The organism is Bradyrhizobium sp. BRP19 (genome assembly GCF_020194195.1).
In the GTDB taxonomy this organism is placed as follows: domain Bacteria; phylum Pseudomonadota; class Alphaproteobacteria; order Rhizobiales; family Xanthobacteraceae; genus Bradyrhizobium; species Bradyrhizobium yuanmingense.
In genome coordinates this window covers 46,065-66,306 of record NZ_JADYVZ010000016.1, presented here as the reverse complement: position 1 = coordinate 66,306, position 20,242 = coordinate 46,065, and the positions used below count along the sequence as shown (strand labels likewise).

Below are 20,242 nucleotides of genomic sequence, written 5' to 3'. Positions count from 1 at the left end.
CAATTATTCTCCTCCCGAGAGGTCGACGGAGTGACCGCCACCGTGGCTGTCGCCTGATTTGAGGGCTTGCGCGGCCGTCTGCGCGCCGTGAATGACGGCCTGATTGCGCTTGACGCGCCGGGCCCAGGCGGGCGGGCTCGCTGCTTGAGACGCGGCCCCATCATTTGCGGCCTCGCCACTCCCGATGGTTCCCATGGTCGAGGTGCCACCCGTGTTGACGACGCCGGCACGGGCACCGGAGGCGAAGCTCTCCCTCATTGCCCCCGCCGCTTGCGAAGCGGCGCGTCTGACGGGAACTGTCCCGTGACTAGCCGCCGCACGACCTGCGCCACTGAGACCGGCCGCGACGCCGCCGGCGCCAGACCTGCCGACCGATGCGATGCTGTAGGCCGTGGACATGCCGCCGGCCATCGCCGCACCACCACGTGCGGCGGCCGCAGCACCGGAGCTCGCTGCCATCGCTCCCCTTCCGGCCAAACCGAACGCCGCGCCGCCGACCATCGCCGTACCGGCGACGGCGAGACCGGTGCCGACGGCAGCGCCCGCGCCAAGCTGCGGCGCCCCCGAGACAAGACCGCTGGCGATGCCGGGACCGAAGATGCCGAGGCCGAGCATGGCGAGCGCTGCCAGCACGACTGAGAGCGCCTGCTCGATGGTCGGCTGGCCGCCGGCATAGGCTGTGGTGAATTGAGAGAAGAGCCCAGTGCCGATGCCGACGATCACGGCGAGCACCATGACCTTCACGCCGGAGGCAACGACGTTACCCAGCACCTTCTCCGCGAGAAAGGCGGTCTTGTTGAAGAGCGCAAAGGGAATGAGGATGAAGCCGGCAAGCGTCGTCAGCTTAAACTCGATCAGCGTGACGAACAGCTGCACAGCCAGAATGAAAAAGGCGATCAGCACCAAGAGCCAGGACACCATCAGCACGGCAATCTGGACGAAGTTCGCAAAGAAGCTGGTGAAGCCCATCATCTGGCTTGCTGCGTCCAGCAGGGGCTGCCCAGCGTCGAGCCCAACCTGTGCGAGCCTGCCGGGACGAAGGAAATCCGCGGTCGAGATCGACGAGCCGCCGGCCTTCAGGCCGAGGCCTGCGAAGCTATTGAAGATGATGGATGAGAGCTTGGTGAAGTTGGTGATGATGAAGGCGAAGAAGCCGATGTAGAGGGTCTTCTTCACCAGCCGTTGGAGGATGTCCTCATCTGCGCCCCAGGCCCAGAACAGGCCGGCGAGCGTGATGTCGATGACGATCAATGTCGACGACAGATACGTGACTTCGCCCTTGATCAGGCCGAAACCCGAATCAATGTAGGTCGTGAACGTATTGAGGAAGGTGTCGATAACGCCGACGTTGTTCATGACCTCCCTCCCTGCGGAGCGCTCGTCATCGGCAGTGTGGCCGGCGCGGCCTGCGGCAGAAGTGGCCGCGCCGGCCTGCCGAAGAAGCGCGCGCGGTTCTCCTTCCAAACCGCCTGGCAGTGCGGATCTTCGGCATCCTGGGGTCCAAGCTCAGCGCAGCGGAGCAGCTCGGCCGAAAGGTCATCGGGAGCGGAGACAGAGGGGACGTCGGATGCCGGGCGCTCGGCCGGACGCCGATGGATGACATGCAGCGCTGCGAGGAAAATCACGAACACGACGATCATCGCGCCTGCGCGAAGGATATCCGAGCGCTCCATGACCCAAGCCTCAGTTGCCGCTGAACATGGTGACGTTGCCGGGCTGATAGCCGCTACGCGTCGAGAAGATCTTGTATTGTTGCTGGCCTTGCGATTCGCTCGCCGCGACGCGCGCCTGCTCGAGCGCGTCTGCCCTCCCCTTTGCAGCGAGGACCGCGACAAGGTCGGAAAGCTGCTGGGATTGCAGGGCGAGAAGCTGATTGCCGGCTTGAGCGGCCTGCAGCGCGCCACTTGCCGACTGACTGGCGGTCACCAGCGAGCTCATTGCGCTGGAGTTGGTCGAGATATTGCCGACGACGCCGGCCTGCACCTTCAACGAATCCTCGAAAGCGCCGACCGAGTTCTGCCAACGACGTTGAGCCGCAGCAAACATTGTCGCATTGGAACCCGTTGCCGCCGCCGTGCCGTACGTGCTGGAATACGTCGTCTGGATCCGCTCGACGTTGAAGGCGATGTTCTGGGCCTGGCTCAGCAGCGACTGGGTCTGGGCAATCGACGCCTGAAGCTGAGTCAGCGTCGACATCGGCAGATTGGCGAGGTTCTTTCCTTGGTTCACCAGGCTCTGGGCCTGATTGGTCAGCATCTGGATCTGATTATTGATCTGCTGCAGCTCGCGCGCCGCAGTCAGCACGTTCTGGCTGAAGTTGCTGGGGTCGTAGACGATCCACTGCGCAGAGGCCGGCACCGTTAAAAGCGGCGAGATCCATAGGGCGAGCGAGAGAGTGGTCGCGGCGACCAAGCGTGCGCGCCGCGTCTTGCGGACGGTCATGATTGCACCTCCAGATTTGTCAGGTCAGGGATGAGGTCGGCGGCCCAGAGCAGCTCGTGATCCGCGAGCCAGGCGGCCGTGAAGTCGTCGCGGCCGTGCTCAGCGAGCAGCCGTTCAATGGCGGCATGGTCGGCCTTGGAGGACGCAGCGCAGAAGGCGAGCGCGACCGGCCCAAGGCCGAGCTCAAAGAGCCGGTTGCCGCGGCGGGATTGGCAGTAATAGTCCCGCTTCGGCGTCGCGCGCGCGATGATCTCGATCTGGCGATCGTTTAGGCCGAACCGCTGGTAGATGGAGGTGATCTGAGGTTCGATCGCGCGCTCGTTCGGCAAGAAGATCCGCGTCGGGCAGCTCTCGACGATTGCGGGTGCGATGTTGCTGCCGTCGATGTCGGAAAGCGATTGGGTTGCGAAGACGACGGAGGCGTTCTTCTTCCGGAGCGTCTTCAGCCATTCCCTGAGCTGTTGCGCGAAGGCCGGATCGTCGAGGACGAGCCACCCCTCGTCGATGATGAGGAGGGTCGGCCGGCCGTCGAGCCGTCCCTCGATGCGATGGAAGAGGTAGGTGAGGACGGCGGGCGCAGCACCAGCGCCGATCAAGCCCTCGGTCTCGAACGCCTGCACCGACGCAAGTCCGAGCTGCTCTGCCTCCGCGTCGAGCAGGCGGCCGGAGGAGCCGCCGACGCAATAAGGTTGCAGTGCCTGCTTGAGCGCGGTCGATTGCAACAGAACCGTCAGGCCAGTGATCGTGCGTTCCTCGACCGGCGAGGACGCCAGCGAGGTCAACGCCGACCAGACGTGCTCCTTCACGGTCGGATCGATGGTGACGCCTTCCTTGGCGAGGATCGCGGTCACCCATTCTGCCGCCCAGGCGCGCTCCGCCGCATCGCCGACACGCGCGAGCGGTTGAAGAGACACTGAGTCTTCAGCGCTGTTCGACAGACTGCCGCCGAGGTCGTGCCAGTCGCCGCCCATGGCAAGCGCCGCCGTGCGGATCGAGCCGCCGAAATCAAAGGCGAAGATCTGGCTCTTCCGGTAGCGGCGGAACTGGATCGCCATCAGCGCCAGCAGCACGGACTTGCCGGCGCCGGTGGGACCGACGATCAGGGTGTGCCCGACGTCGCCGACATGCAGCGAAAAGCGAAACGGCGTCGAGCCCTCCGTCTTGCCGAAGAAAAGTGGCGAGCTGCGGAAATGCTCATCGCGGTCCGGCCCGGCCCAGACCGCCGAAAGCGGGATCATGTGGGCGAGGTTCAATGTCGAGAGCGGAGGCTGACGGACGTTGGCGTAGGCGTGCCCCGGAAGAGAGCCGAGCCAGGCTTCGAGCGCGTTCACCCCTTCCGCCATGCAGGTGAAGTCGCGGCCCTGGATCACCTTATCGACCAGGCGAAGCTTCTCAGCAGCGAGGCCGGGGTCCTCGTCCCAGACGGTGACGGTCGCGGTAATATAGGCCTGGCCGACGTTGTCAGTGCCGAGTTCCTGCAAAGCGAGGTCGGCATCGGCGGCCTTGTTCGCCGCATCGCTATCGACCAGTGTCGAGGCCTCATTCGTCATCACCTCCTTGACGATGGCAGCGATTGACTTCCGCTTGGCGAACCACTGCCGGCGGATCCTGGTCAGCAGCTTCACCGCCTCGGTCTTGTCGAGGAGGATCGCGCGCGTCGACCAACGGTACGGGAAGGCAAGCCGGTTGAGCTCGTCCAGGATTCCGGGATGAGTCGCGGTCGGAAAGCCGACCACGGTGAGCGTGCGAAGGTGGTGGCTGCCGAGGCGCGGCTCGAGACCGCCGGCGAGCGGCTCGTCCGCGAGCAGCGCGTCGAGATGCATCGGCGACTCGGGAACGCGGACCCGCTGTTGCCGGGTGGAGATGGTCGAATGCAGGTAGGTCAGCGTCTCGCTGTCATCCAGCCATGCCACTTCGGGCATGAACCCTTCGACCAGTTGCAGGACGCGGTTGGTCCGATCGACGAAGCCGCGCAGCAGCTCATGAGGATCGACGCCGCCCTGCGCGCGGCCCTCATAGAGCCAGCCCTCGATGCGCGAGGCGTCCTCAGCCGGCGGGAGCCAGACGAAGGTCAGGAAATATCGGCTCTCGAAATGGGCTCCAGCCTCCTCGAAAGCGTCCCGCCGCTCCAGGTCAACCAACGCTGATGCGGCGTCGGGAAAGGTGTTGTGCGGATAAGTCTGGGCACTGATGCGCTGGGCCTCGACGAAGATCGCCCAGCCCGAGCCGAGACGACGCAGCGCGTTGTTGAGTCGGGCCGTCACGCCGACGAGTTCGGCAGGCGTCGCGCTGTCGAGATCCGGACCGCGGAAGCGGGCCGTGCGTTGGAACGCGCCGTCCTTGTTGAGGACGACGCCTTTCTCGACCAGAGCTGCCCAGGGCAAGAAGTCGGCGAGACTGTGAGGCCGGTTGCGATATTCGGCAAGATTCAGCATGGAGGCCTCACGCGCCGAGATAGGATGGATAGCGGAGGTGGCGTCGAACGACGTCCACGAACTGCGGGTCGCGCTTGGCCGCCCAGACGGCTGCGGCATGACCCGCAGCCCAAATCAGCGCTCCGGGAATCCAGAGGTGGAGGCCGAGCGCGATTGCGGCCGCCAACGTGCCGTTGGCGATCGCAACCGTCCGGGGCGCACCGCCCATCAGGATCGGGTCGGTGAGCGCGCGATGGACCGGCGCGAAGAAGCCTGGCACCTCCGGATCGACGATCGCGGCCATTACACCAAGGCTCCGCCGGAGAAGCTGAAAAAGGTCAGGAAAAAGCTCGACGCGGCGAAGGCGATCGATAGGCCGAAGACGATCTGGATCAGCCGGCGGAAGCCGCCGGAGGTATCGCCGAAGGCGAGCGTCAGGCCGGTCACGGTGATGATGATGACCGACATGATCTTGGCGACCGGACCTTGCACCGACTCCAGTATCTGATTGAGCGGCGTCTCCCACGGCATCGAGGAGCCGGAGGCGTAAGCCGCGGGGGCAAAAGCGATGGAGATGAAGGCAATTGCCGCGAGCTCGGTGAAGCGGCGGCGAACGTCACGGATCGCGGGAGGGAACTGAATCATGATGGGTCCTTGGGAAGCGAGGATTGGCCGCCCGCTCCGGCCGATTGGACGCGGTAATCGCCAGTGGCGGGATCAAGACCGGCGACGAGGGCGAGTTCGGCGAGGCGGCGTTCGCTGCCACGGCCGCGCAGCACCGCGACGAGATCGATCGTCTCGGCGATCAGCGCCTTGGGAACGGTAAGGACGGCTTCCTGGATGAGCTGCTCGAGGCGGCGAAGCGCGCCCAGCGCCGTGCCGGCGTGTATCGTTCCGACTCCACCGGGGTGACCCGTGCCCCAGGCTTTGAGGAGCTCCAGGGCCTCGCTGCCTCGGACCTCGCCGACCGGAATGCGGTCGGGGCGCAGACGCAAGGAGGAGCGAACGAGATCGGACAGCGACGCGACACCGTCCTTCGTGCGCAGCGCAACCAGATTTGGGGCGCGGCATTGCAGCTCACGCGTATCCTCGATCAGGACCACGCGATCGGTGGTCCCGGCGATCTCGGCCAGCAGCGCGTTCGTCAGCGTTGTCTTGCCGGTCGAGGTGCCGCCAGCGACCAGGATGTTCTTGCGGGCGGCGACGGCTTCGCGGAGCACGCCCGCTTGTCCCGCCGTCATGATGCCGGCAGCCGCATAGTCGTCCAACGTGAAGACAGCGACGGCGGGCTTGCGGATCGCAAAGGCCGGCGCCGCAACGACGGGCGGCAGGAGTCCCTCGAACCTCTCCCCCGTCTCGGGAAGCTCGGCCGACACGCGCGGCCTCTCGGCATGCACCTCAGCGCCGACATGGTGCGCGACCAAGCGCACGATCCGCTCGCCGTCGGCGGCGGACATCGTCCGGCCGCTATCCTCCAGCCCGCCGGACAGCCGGTCGATCCAAAGCCGTCCATCGGGGTTGAGCATTACCTCGACGATCGCCGGGTCTTCGAGGAATGTCGCGATCGCAGGGCCAAGCGCGGTGCGCAGCATGCGTGCGCCACGCGAGAACGCTGCCGAATTGATTGGTGTGCCCGCCACGACCGTCCCCCGAAAGCCAACCGCGGCAAGCGATCAGCAACGGGGATGGATAGAAAAGGCAGGAAATGGGTTAGTTCAACAAGTATTCAGCTGTCGTAGGGAGCAGGCGTGGAGCGGCGAAAAAATACTTGCTTTAGAGAGGGCTAGACCCGGTGGCAGGTCGCACTAACACCCTTGTTGGAATCGCAGCCGACGACGGACACCAAGCATCTGACCGAATTTCGGTGGTCGAGACCGCGAAAGGTCTAGCCCTATCGATAGGTAGGGATCCGCAACGGCCTTGGGCTGCGCCGTGGTCTCGACGACCGCTCGCTCCAGACCCTGAGGGCCGGTGATGCCAATCTCGTGCGACCTTCGATGCTGCGACGCGGCGAGCGTCCCCCGTAGATCCCGAAACACCGCAGGCGCGGCCGAAGCGTTGTCGCGAGTAACATTAGGTGACTGCTCCCGATGGAGCGCTAGGCCTAGCTAGGCCTAGGCATAGAGCTCATTCTGCCTACCTCGAATAGTCAATCTGAAACGGTTTCCCGGACTTCCTCGTCGTGGAAAATCCCGACGATAGCAGCTCCCCCGTCCTTCGCTTCACTGATTAGGTCCACCACAGTCGCGCTGTTCGCAGCGTCAAGGGATTCCGTAGGCTCGTCCAGCAGTAGAATCGGATACCCGAGAGAGCGGGTGGACTGCGCCGTTCCCATCGTTTCTCCGGGGCGAGAGCTGATAGCCTGCCTTGGCGTATTGGAGCCCGTGGCGCGAGTCAGCTCAGCTTAGCGGAGCTTGATCAACGCTCGACGAAACTTGAGGACAAAGACTCTAGGCGCCTCCTCATGACGTGACCGTTGTCCTCCGAAGGCTGACGTCAAGGGAATTCGGTTTGGAATGAGGTAGAAAAGGGCAATGAGTTTCCGTAGGTTGTGAGTCTGCCGGCAAGCTGCCCATTCTGGAAAATTCTTGTGCTGGAGGGTAGGCTGGCAAATTGTACAAACAAGGAACACAACTCCCACACGCCGAGGACCGAGACGAGCAAGCTGTCCCCAGCATGCCAATGAACATGTTCCCATCGGGACACCTCCCATTGACCGCGGCCGATTTCGCAAGGCCGGACCCAAAATTTCTGCCATGTATGCATCAACACAGGGTGAAAGTGCCGGTATGCCCGATGGGACTGCATCCATCACAATGCCCAGCCGCCGCAAGCCGAGAGTAAGTTGGTTCGGCTTCGATTATGAGCCTATGAACGTCGCTTCTCTCTTTTCAACAAACGCGCGTGCTCCTTCCGCTGCGTCAGCTGTCGTCATGAGGAAACGGTTGAACATTTGTTCTAACCTGAGTCCGGTTGCCAAATCGACATCCCGCCCCCTGAGTGACAACTCTTTAGATGCTTGCACTGCCAAGGGTGGGTTACGGGCCAAGCGTTCGGCTTGCTCCCAGGCTTTTTGAAACACCTGATCCGCAGGCACGACTAAATTCACCAAACCCCATCTTTCGGCGACCGCGGCACCAATCGAATCCCCGGCGAGTAACATCTGCATCGCTATCGGATAAGGAAGTTGTGCAAGCAAGCGTTGAGTTCCTCCATTACCCGCGATGATACCTCGCTTCACTTCGGGTACACCAAACTGCGCGTGTTCAGCAGCGACACGAATATCCGTTGCAAGCAGCAACGTCATTCCACCACCAAGACACCACCCATTAACTGCCGCGACAACTGGCTTCCAGATTTCAAGCCCGCGGTTGAGTAGTGGTTCGCGCTGCGTTCGCCACATCTCGGCGGGGCCTGGGGGGTTCGGGATTTCATCCTTCAGATCGGCACCAGCGCAAAATGCCTTGCAACCCGCTCCCGTGATGATGGCGGCCCGAATATTGCGATCGTCTCGAACTTGCGTCCAAGCCGATGATAGTTCGCTATAGTGCGAGCGATCGAGAGCATTCATGCGCGTCGGGCGATTAATGGTGATGATCGCAATGCTATTACGCAGCTCAAAATCAATGCTCATGATTCATTTCCTGGAGAGGCAGATCTTTCGGGACGCAGATTGAGACTCCACTCGCGTACGCTAGTACATCTCGACTCATCCGCCTGGCGGGCGCATCCGGATCACCACTTTCAACGTCTCGGACGATTTTTCGATGAATGCGAGAGACCGCGCTTCACTGCTCTATCGTATTGAAATTCGTGACATCTGTTGCCGCAAATTCGCGCTCACATGCAGACAACGCGATATGGGAGGGTAAGCAGAAGCAGGCCCCTGATCAGACCACACGTCGCCCCCTCCCAACCAAGGCATTGCGCGAGACGCGCGCTTCGAACTCACCGCGAGGGTTTCGTGTCACGACGAGCCCGAAACACTCATCAAGAAGCGCGAGTACGCGCTGCGTATGGGGTCGAAGCTTCTCTAGCCCGTACATCTTTACAACGTATTCGGCTAGCGACTGGAGAACGCTCTGCTCGTCCCTTCCGTGGAAGACGAACGGGTCCGTGATGCGCTGCACCGTTACCTCATCGAACTGCGCTACGGCGAACAAATCGAGCACCTCGCCCGCGGTAAAATGAGGATAGTCATGCGGTGTCACCGAATAACGAGACACCACGTCAGCGAACCAGCGGGCAGTGGGGGAGCCCTCCTCGAAGTCATGAAGAACAAGGATACCACCGGGCCGGAGAATTCGCGCGGCCGCCTGGACCGCGGTGGCGCGCTGAGCACGCGGGATGTGATGTGTGCCGTAAGCCATCAGCACACCATCCACCGATGCGTCTCTAATCCAGAACGGATCGGTCGCGCTTTGCCACGTCGCAAATAGGCCGTCGCGGATGCAACGGTCGACCATGAACTGAGATATATCAGAATTGATGAACGTCGGGCAGCGCGCCGTACCCAAGAGTTGTTGGGCTACCTTGTTCACGTATCCGTCGCCAGCGAGAAGATCGCAGATGATCAATGATGAACAAAGTCCGTCGCGACCATCGGGGTGCATCTTATCCAGAAGATCCATCACACCCTCCGATCGTGCCAGCAGCGACAGTTGGATGCTATCAAGGTAGTCCAACCCACGCCCTTCCGACGTAAACTCATTGCGCGAGAGATTGGCCAGGTTGGTAAAGGCGGATGATTCTCCAACTATTGTGGGCTCGATGGCCTTAAAGGCGATTGGGTTTAACTTTTTCAACTCGGCGAGGCGAAAATCTAGGCTATTTGAAAACATCGTAGTTCTCCATGGTGATCAACCGCCGGTGACTAGAGCGATAGAAGCGCCACAGTACTGGCTAAGCACGCAGCATTCCGGCGCGCCCTTCAATCTCATCCTTCGGGCAACTCGTCTAACCAACAGGCGCCTTCACGGTGCAGCCGAGAAAAGATCGTTCCGATCTTTTCTGGAGCCTTGCTTTGATGATAACGCATATACAATCGGCCATCGGCTCCAAGATCGAGGATCTCGATCTTTCCCGTGTAGTGCGACATGGCGTATTTGAATGTTTTTTGGATGCCGCTGAGACGTTGGTTGATCTTGCGTGCAATCTCGATTCCGCGGCGTAGCGAAACCTGAAAATGCGACGCGCCCCTCACCGGCCTGGCCTGAAAGAGATAATAGGGGCGAACACCCATTTGGTGGCACTTAGCGAAGGTGGCAGCCAAGATCTCAGGATCATCATTGACTTTTGCGAGAAGCACCGTTTGGTTCAGTAACTGCACACCCTGTGCACGCAAGGAGCGAATGTTCCGCTCCGCATCGACAGATATTTCGCCGATGTGATCGAAGTGCGTGACAATCACTGCGGCCTTACCCGCTTCATGGATCCGTTGGAACAATCTCGGTAGAGCAGGATCCTCGAATCGCTTGGGTTGATAGGCTAATGCTTTCGTGCCAAATCGAATCGAAGTCAGATGTGGAATTGGCAGCAGATGATCAAGTATTTTGTCCAGCTTGGCCGTGCCGAGCATGAATGCATCGCCTCCCGATAGCAGCACGTTCGTCATCTCGGGATGGCTGGCAATATATTGCGCAATTTGGTCGAAATCAGTCGCTATTTCATCGGAGTCCTTGCCGACGATGCGTTTGCGAAGGCAATATCGGCAATATGAAGCGCAACGATCCGTTACCAGCAACAACCCGGTTTGGGCATACTTATGCTGGAATCCGGGCACAATCGTGTTTTCATGCTCACCGCTGGTATCCAGATGGCCAGGACTGTCGAACTCCTTGAGTGAGGGCTCCACGATGTACTTCAGCTGGTCATAGTAGCCACTGTTGGTGATCTGCTCACGGTAGAACTTTGTCACCTGATAACGCGTTATGCTGTTGGCTTGCAGTTCGCTTTCGCTAACGACTCGCGTTTCCTCGATGAAATTCATCACCGCAGCGTGGGGGCGCGGATCCGAGTAGGTGGGTGGTGCAGGCAGATGAGCGGCTGCTGATTGTTCTCGTCTGCCAAGGGTTGGGATCGAGATAGGGTCGATACCGTGAAATTGCGACGGCGTACTCGCGGTTGTCCGCTTGTCATCTAAACGCGTGCCCCTTCCGACCTTGCATTTGATAGTATTCGACATAGCGCCCTCTTTTTCGTTCATAGAACCCGCCATCTGACCGAAGCAGCCTCGCGCACGAGCAACAGCTAGGCCCTGCTACCAGCTAAGCTCGGTCGTAAGGTGAAGAGGCCTCAAGATCCGCTGCTCAACGGCTCGAGCCCAGAAAACTCAGCCTTATGCTCCACCCGTCCGATTAGGTCGGAAGGGCTTGCCTTGAAGTACCGGTCGTTGCCTCAACGTTGTACGAAAGTTCACGAGTCCTGCATCAGCCAATTGCCAGTCCATGAACGAACACTCCGCTTCTACTGCTGTCTCAGCAATCGGCGTGCCAAAGACATCGCGCGAGCCTTGCCCTAGGAACCAGGGGCGTGTTTCGCTGCGCCAGCGAAGACTTGCACCTTTATGTCGGGTATGGAACATAAACGGCTTGAACGGATCGCGCCAAACACGTCTCGCGCAAAGCTCACCAAATTTTATGTGACGGCTCTAGCGTCGCTTGACCAATTCCGTCGTGAACGTGTGATGCGCGCGAAGGACCAGAGGGAGAATGCACGTTTCTTGCGCTGGCATAAGATCACAGACGAGTAGATCGGCCAGTTGGCTTCGCCCTCACAGATCCGGGCGGGCCGCTTTCCCGCACTCCGGATCTTCCCGCGGAGCCCGCGTCATATCCACACCTGCGCACATGTGCGATTAATGCGTGGAGTTGGCAGGCGAACGCGGTCCTCAAGGCGTCGAACTCCGGCCGGCCATGCGCCAGCTTTTCTGGCTGCGCCGTCTCACACCACGCAACCAGGTCCGACGCACTCCCCGGTAGAAGCCGCTGAGCGAAGGAGAGTTGTGCGGCCATAGTAGCCGTAGTGGCAACGGCGAGCGGCGACGAACCATTCGTGCTGTGTAACCGGTATGAGCTCCCACGTCCGCGATGATTAGCGGTCGCGGGCGTAGCGAATGGGCATCCAGTGCTGGCGCAGCGCCTCGACGACGGCTGGGATATCGAGGTAGGCGTTACGGAGGAAATCCTCGGTTTTGCGACCGCTTCGTGGCGGTCCGAGCAGCGGACGGGCCTGATCGTCGCGACAATGCAGCAGGATGGGGAGCAGCAGGCCGTGATTGACGTTGTTGACGTCGAGCAACGGCGCCCACGCCGACAGTCTGAGCCGCATCGCAGCATAGAAACCCTGGCACCAGGGATGCGCATCGATGTTGCCGCTGGGGTCGCGCCGGTGCATCGGCTCGAACCGATCGGGGGCAGTCGAGAGGGTGTTGCTGATGTCGTTGTGGGGCAGCGCGACGGCGGAGATCACTCCGGCGTGCCGCCATGGTTGAAAGCGTCGGCATCGATCGCGAGCAGCGGGCAGATCCAATCGAGCGGGCTCATCGACACCGGTCCGGCCACGATCGCGGCGGTATAGCCGTCGAGCATGGGAATGCTGGTGGCGGCAGGATGGCGATCGACGCGATCCTGGAGCCATCGCTCGAGCTCCGCAAGCGACATCGCGGCTGACGCCATCGACGATGCTGCCTTATGGCGACGTGGGCTCATGCCGCCGCCTGCGGTGTGTGCCGGCGCGCCGCCTTCCAGTTCCAGGCGAGCAGCTCGTGCAGCTGATGGCTCTTGGTTCGCCCAGACACGATGCGCTCCAGCACATCGGTCAGGTAGGCCTGCGGGTCGAGCTCATGGAGTTTTGCCGTGTTCACGAGCGACGCCAGGATCGCCCAGCTCTCGGCGCCGCCTTCGCTGCCGCTGAACAATGAGTTGCGTCTTCCCATCGCAATCGGGCGCATGGAACGCTCGACTGTGTTGCTGTCAACTTCGACACGGCCGTCGCGGAGAAACAGCGTCAACCCGTCCCAGTGATTGAGTGCGTAGTTGATGGCCTCCGCCAGCTTCGATTGGGAGAAGAGCTGGCCGACCATTGCGGTCAGGCGCGTCCTGAGCGCCTCCATCAATGGAGCGGACCTGGTGCCGCGGGTGGCCAGCCGCTGCTCGGCAGCTGCTGCCACGGATCTCTGCTTCGATGGCATAGACCGCCTGCAGGCGCTCGATCACTTCGCGCGCGAACGCCGACTGGGTCTTCTTATACACCTCGACGAATTTGCGGCGGGCGTGGGCGACACAAAAGGCGAGTTGGATCGCGCCGCCATGATCGCGGGCGAGCGCTTTGTAGGCGGCATAACCGTCGACCTGCAGAATGCCGGAAAAGCCCATCAACTGTCTGGCGATCTCCGCCGTGCCGCGGCCGTCGGCGAACACGTAGGCCACCGCCGGCGGCGAGGGACCGCCCCATGGCCGGTCATCCATGGCATGCGCCCAGAACTGGCAGATGCGCGGGCGATGTCGTCCGGGATCGAGCACCGGCATCGGCGTCTCGTCGCAGAACAGGCGCGGCGCGGTCTGGATCGTGCGCAGCTGAAGCGCATAGAGGCTCCTGAGCCACCAGGCCGCACGCTTCACCCAGCCGGCAAGCGTCGCCCGGTCGAGATGGACACCCTGGCCGGCCAGAATTTGCACCTGTCGGTACAGCGGCAGATACCAGGCGAACTTCGAGACTACCACGTGGCTCACGAGTGCGGTCGAAGCCATGCCGCTCTCGATCAGGCGCGGCAGCACCTTCGCCTGGATCACACCATCGGTGCAGCGGCGGCAGCCGTACTTGGGACGGACCGTCCGCAGCACCCGCAGGATCGCCGGGATGATGTCCAGCACCTCGCTGACGTCCTCGCCGATCTTGTGAAGCTGGCCCTTGCAACACGGGCATGCGGTCGCCTCCGGCTCCAGCACATGCTCACAGCGCGGCAGGTGCTTTGGAAGCGCGCCGATGTTGCGGCGCGCCTTCTTCCGCAGTGGCTTGCCGGGCGGCTTTGCCGCAGCTGCATCGTCGTTGGCAGCTGCAGGCGGCGTGACGTCGGTCTCAAGATCGCCAAGCTCAAGCGCGAGCTGCTCGGCCACGAGCGCGGCAAGCCGCTCCGAGCGCTTCCCGAAGATCATGTCCTTGAACGTTTGCATTGCTACGCGCAGCGTCTCGTTCTCAGCGTCAAGCGCGAGCACCATCTCGGTCAGAGCTGCCGGATCGGTCGGGAGAGTGTCGGGGCGAATCGCCATGACCAGACGATACATCCGTGCGACCCATGCTCCAGTGAAATCCTCACTTCTCAGCCGACAATGGCCGGCTGCTTCACAGGCTTGGGCGACACACGCGTCCACTCGAGCCCGTCGAGTAGCATCGCAAGCTGCGTCGCACTGAGATGCACAACGCCGTCGCGGATCGGCGGCCAGGTGAAACGCCCCTGGTGCAACCACTTCGTTACCAACACCATGCCGCTGCCGTCCCACGCCAGAAGCTTCACTCTGTCCATGCGCTTGCTGCGGAACACGAAGACGTCGCCGCAATATGGGTTCGCGCGCAGTGCTTCGCTCACCAGCGCCGACAGCGTATGCACCGACTTACGAAAGTCGACCGGCTGGGCCGCCAGCACCACCTTGAGGTCTGACCGTAGAGCAATCACCGGATCCCTCGAAGCGCCGATAGCACCACCGAAAGCGTCGCCAGTTCCACCCCCGGCTCGACCCGGATGCGCGCCCCGTTCACCTCGATCTCGACCACTCCACAGACCTTGGCCGGCGGCGTGGCAATCTCCACGGGCTTCGTCTGTACCGGCGAAATACACTCGGACTTGCCAACCCTCCCGCCATCGCTCTCGGCGCCAATTTGGATAGGCACGAAGTTCTGGGCTTTGCCGGCCAGCGCCGCCGCTACCTGGCGGCGCCACACCGTGAGCAGTCCGCGAGAAACGCCATTGCGCCGCGCCACCTCGGAGATGTTCGCCCCCTCCTCAAAGCTCTCTGCCGCGATCCGGGCCTTCTCCTCGCTCGTCCACCGTCGCCGCCGGCGCTCCCCAGTGATCACCTCAACGCGGCGATAAGAGTCACCTTCCTGCCTGGCATCAAGCATGGCATTTGCCATCGCGCCACCTCCACCGATCAGCTCTTGCCAGCCTGTATCGCAGACAAGCTTCGTCACTGCGAGGTGAGGCCCTCATGCCGGTTACCGTGCTGTGTGGCTAGTGGCGAGTGCATAAGCCGCCAAGCTCAAGCACAACGCCCTCAGCTTGCGCGTCAGGCGTTCCCCTTCCGTCTTGTGATTCACGATGAACGGGCCGTCCCAGGTCAGCCCGCAGTAATGGATGACGCCGAGAACGGCAAAGGTTTCGGGTCGCCGTTCGCCGCGCCGCTCACGCAAGAGGGCCGCGAACCGGCCACACTCGATCAGCCGCGTCTCGCCCTCATGGAGTGCCAGGCCGAAGCTGGCCAGCCCAAATAATCGGTGATCTCGGCAAGCGTGCCGGTTTCCTACTTTGCGCGAAGAATTTCTCGATCTCCAGCACGTTTGTGGCTTGGCGAACGATCATAGCGGCGCGGCGTCCTGATAGGGCTGACCGAGCATCTTCTTCGCGGCGCGAAGATGCGGCTTGTCGATCATCATGCCGTCGAGACGCAGCGTGCCGGAGTTCGGATTGCTTGCGAACGCCGCGATCACCTTCTGCGCCCAGGTACGTTCAGCCTCCGTCGGCTCGAACGCCGCATTGACGACGTCGACATGCTTGGGGTGGATCAGCGCCTTGGCCGAAAAGCCGTCCCGCCGCGCCGCGCGCGTCTCCTGCTCGAGCCCTGCAAGATTATCGATGTCAGTAAAGACGGTATCGATCGCGGCAACCTCGGCCGCGGCCGCCGCCATCAGGCAGAGATCGCGCGCCAGACGATAGGGGCTGTGGAACACGCCGCCGCTGGCCCTTTCGGTAGCGCCGAGCGAAGCTGACAGATCCTCCGCACCCCACATCAGGCCGGTGAGGCGCGGAGAGCAGCCGTTGTAGCTGCCGAGACCGAAGATCGAGCCGGCGGTCTCGGTAGCCACGCAGACGATGCGGGTTGCGCCGACCGTGATGCCGGCCGCAGCCTCCAGCGCTTCGAGCCAAGAGGCAATCCGCCGGACGTCGTCGCCGCCCTGCGACTTCGGTAGCACGATGCCGTCGGGCTTGCCTGGCATGACAGCGGCGAGATCGGCAAGTGTCATCCCGGTGTCGAGCGCGTTGACCCGGACATAGAGTTGGTGCAGGCCGCGCCTACCCGTGACCATCGCCAACGTCAGCTTGCGCGCCTCTTTTTTCTTCTCGGTGACGACGGAATCCTCGAGATCGATGATCAGCGCGTCGGCCTTGCCTTCGCTCGCCTTCTCGAATTTTCGCGGAGAATCCCCCGGCACAAACAGCATCGAACGCATTAGACGGCTCTTACGCATCATCCTTAGACGTCATCGCGGTGAACCCCGAACAGGATCTAGCGATAACTTCTTCTTTCCGAGTACCGCGGCGACAAGCCCATTCCCGCTCCCACGGCGCGAGTTCTGCTGCGCGGCGTGATTGTCAATGTCTCAGCCGCTAATCGCCCGCCAACGCCGAAACAGAAACAATATCAATACGCCCATCACTGGGACGATCAACACCACAGTCGAGATTGCCGGGAGTATGGGTGTGACTTCGAACAAGATGCCGTCCCAGAGCCGCACCGGCAGCGTCTTGTTGCGCGCACCACTTAGGAAGAACGACAAGATCACTTCATCAAAAGACACATGGAAGGCCAGTAACGCGCTACCAACCAGAGCGGTACTGATTTGCGGCAGCGTTACACGCCAGAACGTCTGCCAAGGCTTCGCTCCCAAATTGGCGGATGCCTGCGCCAGGTCGGGGCTCAGCGTTTGTAAGCGGCTTCCCATCATGACAACGACAAACGGCAAGGCGACTACAGTGTGCATCACCGCTATGCCTGTAACGGTGCCAACCATCCCGAGTTCAACAAATATGAAATACGCAGACGCCGCGATCACCACCGAAGGAACAATCTGAGGCGACATGAACACGGCCTCAGCAATCCCGCGCAGGCGTGCGGGCAAACGCCTAATCCCCATCGCCGCCAACGTCCCGAGCACGGTCGCGTTGATCATGACTATCGAGGCAACCTTTACCGAGAGCCAGAACGATTCCATCCATCTCGCGTCGGAAAAGAACAGACGGTACTGAGTCAGCGATGGATGGGAAGGAACGATCTCAAAACGAGTCGAGTCGTTGAACGACATTGGAATCACAGCGAATACCGGAAGGAGAAGGAACAGAATTGTGCCAACTCCAGCGAGCGCAAGGAGGATCCGCATTCCAGTGCTTTGGGGGCGATATTGAGACATGCCGGAAATGGTCTCGAAACCGTGGTATTCAGACTGCCTTCAACACTGTCGCTTCGGGTAAGAGCGCGCGATAGATCATGTATAGAATCAGCGTCGAGGCGAGTAGGCTCGTCGACAATGCAAATGCAAGCGACCAATTCAGCACTTCCTTGACGTTGAATGCGATGAGGTTTGCTACCATCATCTCCCGTGTCCCACCGAGCATTGCAGGCGTGATGTAGAAACCTAGGCCCATGATGAACGTCAGAAGCACGGCCACCGCGGCGCCCGGAACAGTGAGCGGCAGCGTCACGCGAATGAAGGTCCGCATTTCGCTCGCGCCCAGGCTAGAAGAAGCTGTTTTCAGTTCCCGCGGTATTGCCAAGAGCGAGCTCAAGATAGGCAATATGGCATACGGCAAGAGCATGTTCACCATCGCGACAACCACCGCAAAGCGGTTGTACATGAGCTCAAGTGGTTGAAAAATCAAACCGCTATCTACCAGGAGCCGGTTGATCAATCCTGTATCCTGCAGGATGAGCATCCACACATAGTTCCTCACCAAGACAGACAACATGAACGGAAATGAGATCAGGCCGATCGCAATCGTGCGCCACTTCGAGTCCAGTGAGGCGATGAAGTACGCACACAGGTATCCGACGATCAGACAAATCGCACAAACGATGAGCGCCACCTCGAATGTTCTCAGAAATACCGAACGGTATAGAGGAACTTCCACTAGACGACGGTAATGCGAAAAATCGAGAGCCGTCGATCCGACACTTTGGGCGATACTTCCAGCAATCGGGAGCAGGAAGAACACGCCAAGGAATGCTGCTGGAAGAGCCATCAGCGCGGCAGTGGCACCGTAGCTGCCGAGATAGCGGCTCATGCAGTCACCATACGCGCGTCGACGATGTGTGCCCCCTCCGAATTCACGATGACAGGGTTGAGGTCGAGCTCAATCAGATCATTTCTTCGATCCCAGCAGAATCGAGACACCTTCTCAATTAGCTCCACGAGCGCTTGTTGCGCCACTTTGTCGCCACCTCGGAAGCCGGACAAGAGGGGCGAGATGCGGGACGCGTTTACGATTGCGGCCGATTCCACGGCGGTCATAGGCGCTAGCCTGCAATTCACATCCTTCATGATTTCGATCCACACGCCGCCCGCACCGAAGAAGATTGCGGGCCCGAACTGCGGGTCGATCTTCGCCCCGATAAAGCATTCGATCCCCTTCCCTATCATAGGAGTGACTAAGGCCTTGGGATTCTCCTCCCCCAGCCGGGCCGCGATACCTTCGAGTTTCGTATACGCTACCGCTGCGTCTTCATCGGTAGCTATACTAAGCAATACTCCACCAACATCCGACTTATGAATTGCTCGCGACGACACTAATTTCATTGCCACTGGCACACCAGCCTTTGACATCACTTGGCGTGCTTCTGCAGAGCTGCGTACAACCCACGAGGGCGGCATTGCTATGCCTGCTTCGCTCAGGATCCGACGGCATTCATCTTCAAGCAGCACCGCGTCCACGACGTCTTCATGGGCATCAGCATGCGCTTGCACCTCAACAAGAGCCGACAAGGTTTTGCGCTGCATCAATGCAGCCATGCCTTTTGCCGAAGACTCAAGCTTTCCATAGACAGGTACGCCTGCAAGATGCAGGGGGCGCAAAGTACTCGGATGGCTGTCTGCATGATCGCTGTGGATCAATACGGGTTTACCCGAGGCAGTGGCAAGCTGACCAATGCGCTCAGCTGCAGCCGATTCAGCAGACTTCACTCCACTCAACAATTCGCCACCAGGCGCCATCAAGTGGTAGCCGCCGAAGTGACCGGCAAAGATGACACCACTCACAGCCGGATCTTCGAGACATGCTTGCAGCACCCCTGGGATGCTTTCGGGGTTCGATTCAGCCACGCCAGCGAAGTCGACTGGATTTCCGATGCCGCTGCGCACCGGCAACAGAGTCTTCAGCTTTTCATGGGTGCTAGGCGAAAAGCTAGCAAGCGTAAGCCCTAGGCGCCCAGCAGTATCGGCCACCATGGTCGCATGGCCGCCGCCATCAGACAGGATCGCAACCGCGTTGCTTCGAAGCCTCTTCCCAATTGAGAAAGCCAGGGCGACATCAAACGCCTCATCGATTTCTTGGGCTCGATACACCCCGGCCGCGCGGAGGGCGGAGTCAGCAATGATGTCATCACCGGCCAGCGATCCGGTGTGAGACTGGACTGCCCGGCGCCCCTCTTCCGATCCGCCAGGTTTGAGAATAACAACCGGCTTTCGGATTGCCGAACGCGACAGAACGTCTATCAACCTGCGCCCGTCATTGGGCGCGAAGCCTTCACAATAGATCAAGATGACATTCGTCTCGTCGTCCAACAACAGAACCTCAACCAGCTCTGAGATGGTGAGATCAGCGCTATTCCCCACGGCAAGAATGCTGGAGAAGCCGACCTGACGCGCGTGCGCATAGCGCGTAAAGCTGAGCGCAATATTCCCGCTTTGGGTAATCAGACCGATATGACCGCTTGGAATCTCCCAACCGAGCGTGTTCACCCCGCCAGCAGCGCTAAAAACGCCAGCACTGTTGGGTCCCAGCATGCGGATACCGCGATCGCGCAGGGTGGCTACCATCTCACGCTCTGCGACGCGCCCCGCCTCACCGGTCTCGCCGAAACCAGCCGAGACAACGATGACGGCCTTCGCATTCGCGGCCGCACATTCGCCGACGACGTTGGCCACGAATTCAGACGGCACCATCACGACCGCCAGATCTACCGCATCCGGCAGTTCCTTTAGAGTTCGGTAAGCGCGCTTTCCATCGAGTTGATCGGCGGAGGGATGAATCGGGTAGATAGCTCGGTCGCCGCGTGCAGTCAGGGCACTCCGCCAGCGCCGTCCGCCAGCTTTGTGTACGGCCGCAGTAGCGCCAATCATCGCGATGGAGCGCGGCCGCAGAAAACTGTCGGCCAACGATTCAACCGGAGCGCTCATGT

General features: G+C 61.0%; 18 protein-coding genes and 4 pseudogenes. 1 reads left to right on the top strand and 21 read right to left on the bottom strand.

Features of this window, described 5'->3' with window-relative positions; translation table 11 throughout:
• Positions 1–3: 3 nt before the first annotated feature.
• The 8 genes and pseudogenes from trbL to I6F36_RS31600 all read right to left on the bottom strand — a co-directional run.
• Positions 4–1,356 carry a P-type conjugative transfer protein TrbL gene (gene trbL / locus I6F36_RS31635; protein WP_225172859.1) on the bottom strand — a complete coding sequence of 451 codons (1,353 nt, stop codon included), beginning with the start codon at positions 1,354–1,356 and terminating at the stop codon, positions 4–6.
• Positions 1,353–1,673 carry a putative entry exclusion protein TrbK-alt gene (gene trbK-alt / locus I6F36_RS31630; RefSeq protein WP_225145027.1) on the bottom strand — a complete coding sequence of 107 codons (321 nt, stop codon included), beginning with the start codon at positions 1,671–1,673 and terminating at the stop codon, positions 1,353–1,355. The genes trbL and trbK-alt overlap by 4 nt, the downstream gene beginning before the upstream one ends.
• A gap of 10 nt (positions 1,674–1,683) precedes the next feature.
• The gene (gene trbJ, locus I6F36_RS31625; RefSeq protein ID WP_225145026.1) at positions 1,684–2,442 is read right to left on the bottom strand and encodes a P-type conjugative transfer protein TrbJ; all 759 of its coding nucleotides are present in this window, start codon (positions 2,440–2,442) and stop codon (positions 1,684–1,686) included.
• Positions 2,439–4,877: a conjugal transfer protein TrbE gene (trbE, locus tag I6F36_RS31620; RefSeq protein ID WP_225145025.1), complete on the bottom strand. Its 2,439-nt coding sequence runs from the start codon at positions 4,875–4,877 to the stop codon at positions 2,439–2,441. Before trbE ends, trbJ begins: the two co-directional genes overlap by 4 nt.
• A gap of 7 nt (positions 4,878–4,884) precedes the next feature.
• Complete coding sequence (locus I6F36_RS31615) at positions 4,885–5,160, bottom strand: VirB3 family type IV secretion system protein (protein ID WP_225130570.1); 276 nt, start codon at positions 5,158–5,160, stop codon at positions 4,885–4,887.
• Entirely contained in the window at positions 5,160–5,501 is a 342-nt protein-coding gene (locus I6F36_RS31610; protein ID WP_109141606.1) for a TrbC/VirB2 family protein, read from the bottom strand. The genes I6F36_RS31615 and I6F36_RS31610 overlap by 1 nt, the downstream gene beginning before the upstream one ends.
• On the bottom strand, positions 5,498–6,496 hold the full coding sequence (gene trbB / locus I6F36_RS31605; RefSeq protein ID WP_225145024.1) for a P-type conjugative transfer ATPase TrbB: 999 nt from the start codon (positions 6,494–6,496) through the stop codon (positions 5,498–5,500). Before trbB ends, I6F36_RS31610 begins: the two co-directional genes overlap by 4 nt.
• A 509-nt stretch (positions 6,497–7,005) precedes the next feature.
• Positions 7,006–7,158, bottom strand: a pseudogene (locus tag I6F36_RS31600) (phosphonate C-P lyase system protein PhnL); the annotation flags it as partial.
• A gap of 13 nt (positions 7,159–7,171) precedes the next feature.
• Here I6F36_RS31600 and I6F36_RS31595 point away from each other — a divergent pair.
• Positions 7,172–7,255: pseudogene (locus I6F36_RS31595) on the top strand (IclR family transcriptional regulator); the annotation flags it as partial.
• A 347-nt stretch (positions 7,256–7,602) separates the two neighbouring features.
• Here the strand turns inward: I6F36_RS31595 and I6F36_RS31590 are convergent.
• From I6F36_RS31590 to I6F36_RS31530, 13 genes and pseudogenes are all read right to left on the bottom strand, one after another.
• Positions 7,603–7,695: pseudogene (locus I6F36_RS31590) on the bottom strand (amino acid ABC transporter permease); the annotation flags it as partial.
• A 21-nt stretch (positions 7,696–7,716) separates the two neighbouring features.
• Entirely contained in the window at positions 7,717–8,490 is a 774-nt protein-coding gene (locus tag I6F36_RS31585) for an enoyl-CoA hydratase/isomerase family protein (RefSeq protein ID WP_225145023.1), read from the bottom strand.
• Between the two features lie 256 nt (positions 8,491–8,746).
• Positions 8,747–9,697: a class I SAM-dependent methyltransferase gene (locus I6F36_RS31580; protein ID WP_225145022.1), complete on the bottom strand. Its 951-nt coding sequence runs from the start codon at positions 9,695–9,697 to the stop codon at positions 8,747–8,749.
• Positions 9,698–9,792: 95 nt separating this feature from the next.
• Positions 9,793–11,061: a KamA family radical SAM protein gene (locus I6F36_RS31575; RefSeq protein ID WP_225145021.1), complete on the bottom strand. Its 1,269-nt coding sequence runs from the start codon at positions 11,059–11,061 to the stop codon at positions 9,793–9,795.
• A gap of 887 nt (positions 11,062–11,948) precedes the next feature.
• A complete protein-coding gene (locus tag I6F36_RS31570) occupies positions 11,949–12,326 on the bottom strand; it encodes a UPF0149 family protein (RefSeq protein ID WP_225145020.1) in 378 nt (125 codons plus the stop codon).
• The gene (locus tag I6F36_RS31565) at positions 12,323–12,565 is read right to left on the bottom strand and encodes a hypothetical protein (protein WP_225145019.1); all 243 of its coding nucleotides are present in this window, start codon (positions 12,563–12,565) and stop codon (positions 12,323–12,325) included. Before I6F36_RS31565 ends, I6F36_RS31570 begins: the two co-directional genes overlap by 4 nt.
• Positions 12,562–14,125, bottom strand: a pseudogene (locus I6F36_RS31560) (IS66 family transposase). Before I6F36_RS31560 ends, I6F36_RS31565 begins: the two are co-directional and overlap by 4 nt.
• A gap of 50 nt (positions 14,126–14,175) precedes the next feature.
• Positions 14,176–14,529, bottom strand: a complete 354-nt coding sequence (gene tnpB, locus I6F36_RS31555) for an IS66 family insertion sequence element accessory protein TnpB (RefSeq protein ID WP_069279868.1) — start codon at positions 14,527–14,529, stop codon at positions 14,176–14,178.
• Positions 14,526–14,987 (bottom strand): transposase, encoded by a 462-nt coding sequence (locus I6F36_RS31550; RefSeq protein ID WP_141343522.1) that lies wholly within the window; start codon positions 14,985–14,987, stop codon positions 14,526–14,528. The genes tnpB and I6F36_RS31550 overlap by 4 nt, the downstream gene beginning before the upstream one ends.
• Before the next feature lie 441 nt (positions 14,988–15,428).
• Positions 15,429–16,301: a CoA ester lyase gene (locus tag I6F36_RS31545; RefSeq protein ID WP_225145018.1), complete on the bottom strand. Its 873-nt coding sequence runs from the start codon at positions 16,299–16,301 to the stop codon at positions 15,429–15,431.
• Positions 16,302–16,451: 150 nt separating this feature from the next.
• A complete protein-coding gene (locus I6F36_RS31540; RefSeq protein WP_225172858.1) occupies positions 16,452–17,153 on the bottom strand; it encodes an ABC transporter permease in 702 nt (233 codons plus the stop codon).
• A 133-nt stretch (positions 17,154–17,286) separates the two neighbouring features.
• Positions 17,287–18,129, bottom strand: coding sequence for an ABC transporter permease (locus I6F36_RS31535; protein WP_225145016.1), 843 nt, complete (start codon positions 18,127–18,129; stop codon positions 17,287–17,289).
• On the bottom strand, positions 18,126–20,240 hold the full coding sequence (locus tag I6F36_RS31530) for an acetate--CoA ligase family protein (RefSeq protein ID WP_225172857.1): 2,115 nt from the start codon (positions 20,238–20,240) through the stop codon (positions 18,126–18,128). The genes I6F36_RS31535 and I6F36_RS31530 overlap by 4 nt, the downstream gene beginning before the upstream one ends.
• Positions 20,241–20,242 lie beyond the last annotated feature (2 nt).

Bases quoted from the DNA above. Each gene is read 5' to 3' on its own strand.
- I6F36_RS31545 (WP_225145018.1), bottom strand. From the start codon at position 16,301: ATGCGTTCGATGCTGTTTGTGCCGGGGGATTCTCCGCGAAAATTCGAG.
- I6F36_RS31565 (WP_225145019.1), bottom strand. From the start codon at position 12,565: ATGAGCCCACGTCGCCATAAGGCAGCATCGTCGATGGCGTCAGCCGCG.
- trbE (WP_225145025.1), bottom strand. From the start codon at position 4,877: ATGCTGAATCTTGCCGAATATCGCAACCGGCCTCACAGTCTCGCCGAC.
- I6F36_RS31575 (WP_225145021.1), bottom strand. From the start codon at position 11,061: ATGAACGAAAAAGAGGGCGCTATGTCGAATACTATCAAATGCAAGGTC.
- I6F36_RS31580 (WP_225145022.1), bottom strand. From the start codon at position 9,697: ATGTTTTCAAATAGCCTAGATTTTCGCCTCGCCGAGTTGAAAAAGTTA.
- trbJ (WP_225145026.1), bottom strand. From the start codon at position 2,442: ATGACCGTCCGCAAGACGCGGCGCGCACGCTTGGTCGCCGCGACCACT.
- I6F36_RS31540 (WP_225172858.1), bottom strand. From the start codon at position 17,153: ATGTCGTTCAACGACTCGACTCGTTTTGAGATCGTTCCTTCCCATCCA.
- I6F36_RS31550 (WP_141343522.1), bottom strand. From the start codon at position 14,987: ATGGCAAATGCCATGCTTGATGCCAGGCAGGAAGGTGACTCTTATCGC.
- I6F36_RS31530 (WP_225172857.1), bottom strand. From the start codon at position 20,240: ATGAGCGCTCCGGTTGAATCGTTGGCCGACAGTTTTCTGCGGCCGCGC.
- I6F36_RS31535 (WP_225145016.1), bottom strand. From the start codon at position 18,129: ATGAGCCGCTATCTCGGCAGCTACGGTGCCACTGCCGCGCTGATGGCT.
- trbK-alt (WP_225145027.1), bottom strand. From the start codon at position 1,673: ATGGAGCGCTCGGATATCCTTCGCGCAGGCGCGATGATCGTCGTGTTC.
- I6F36_RS31610 (WP_109141606.1), bottom strand. From the start codon at position 5,501: ATGATTCAGTTCCCTCCCGCGATCCGTGACGTTCGCCGCCGCTTCACC.
- I6F36_RS31615 (WP_225130570.1), bottom strand. From the start codon at position 5,160: ATGGCCGCGATCGTCGATCCGGAGGTGCCAGGCTTCTTCGCGCCGGTC.
- I6F36_RS31585 (WP_225145023.1), bottom strand. From the start codon at position 8,490: ATGAGCATTGATTTTGAGCTGCGTAATAGCATTGCGATCATCACCATT.
- trbL (WP_225172859.1), bottom strand. From the start codon at position 1,356: ATGAACAACGTCGGCGTTATCGACACCTTCCTCAATACGTTCACGACC.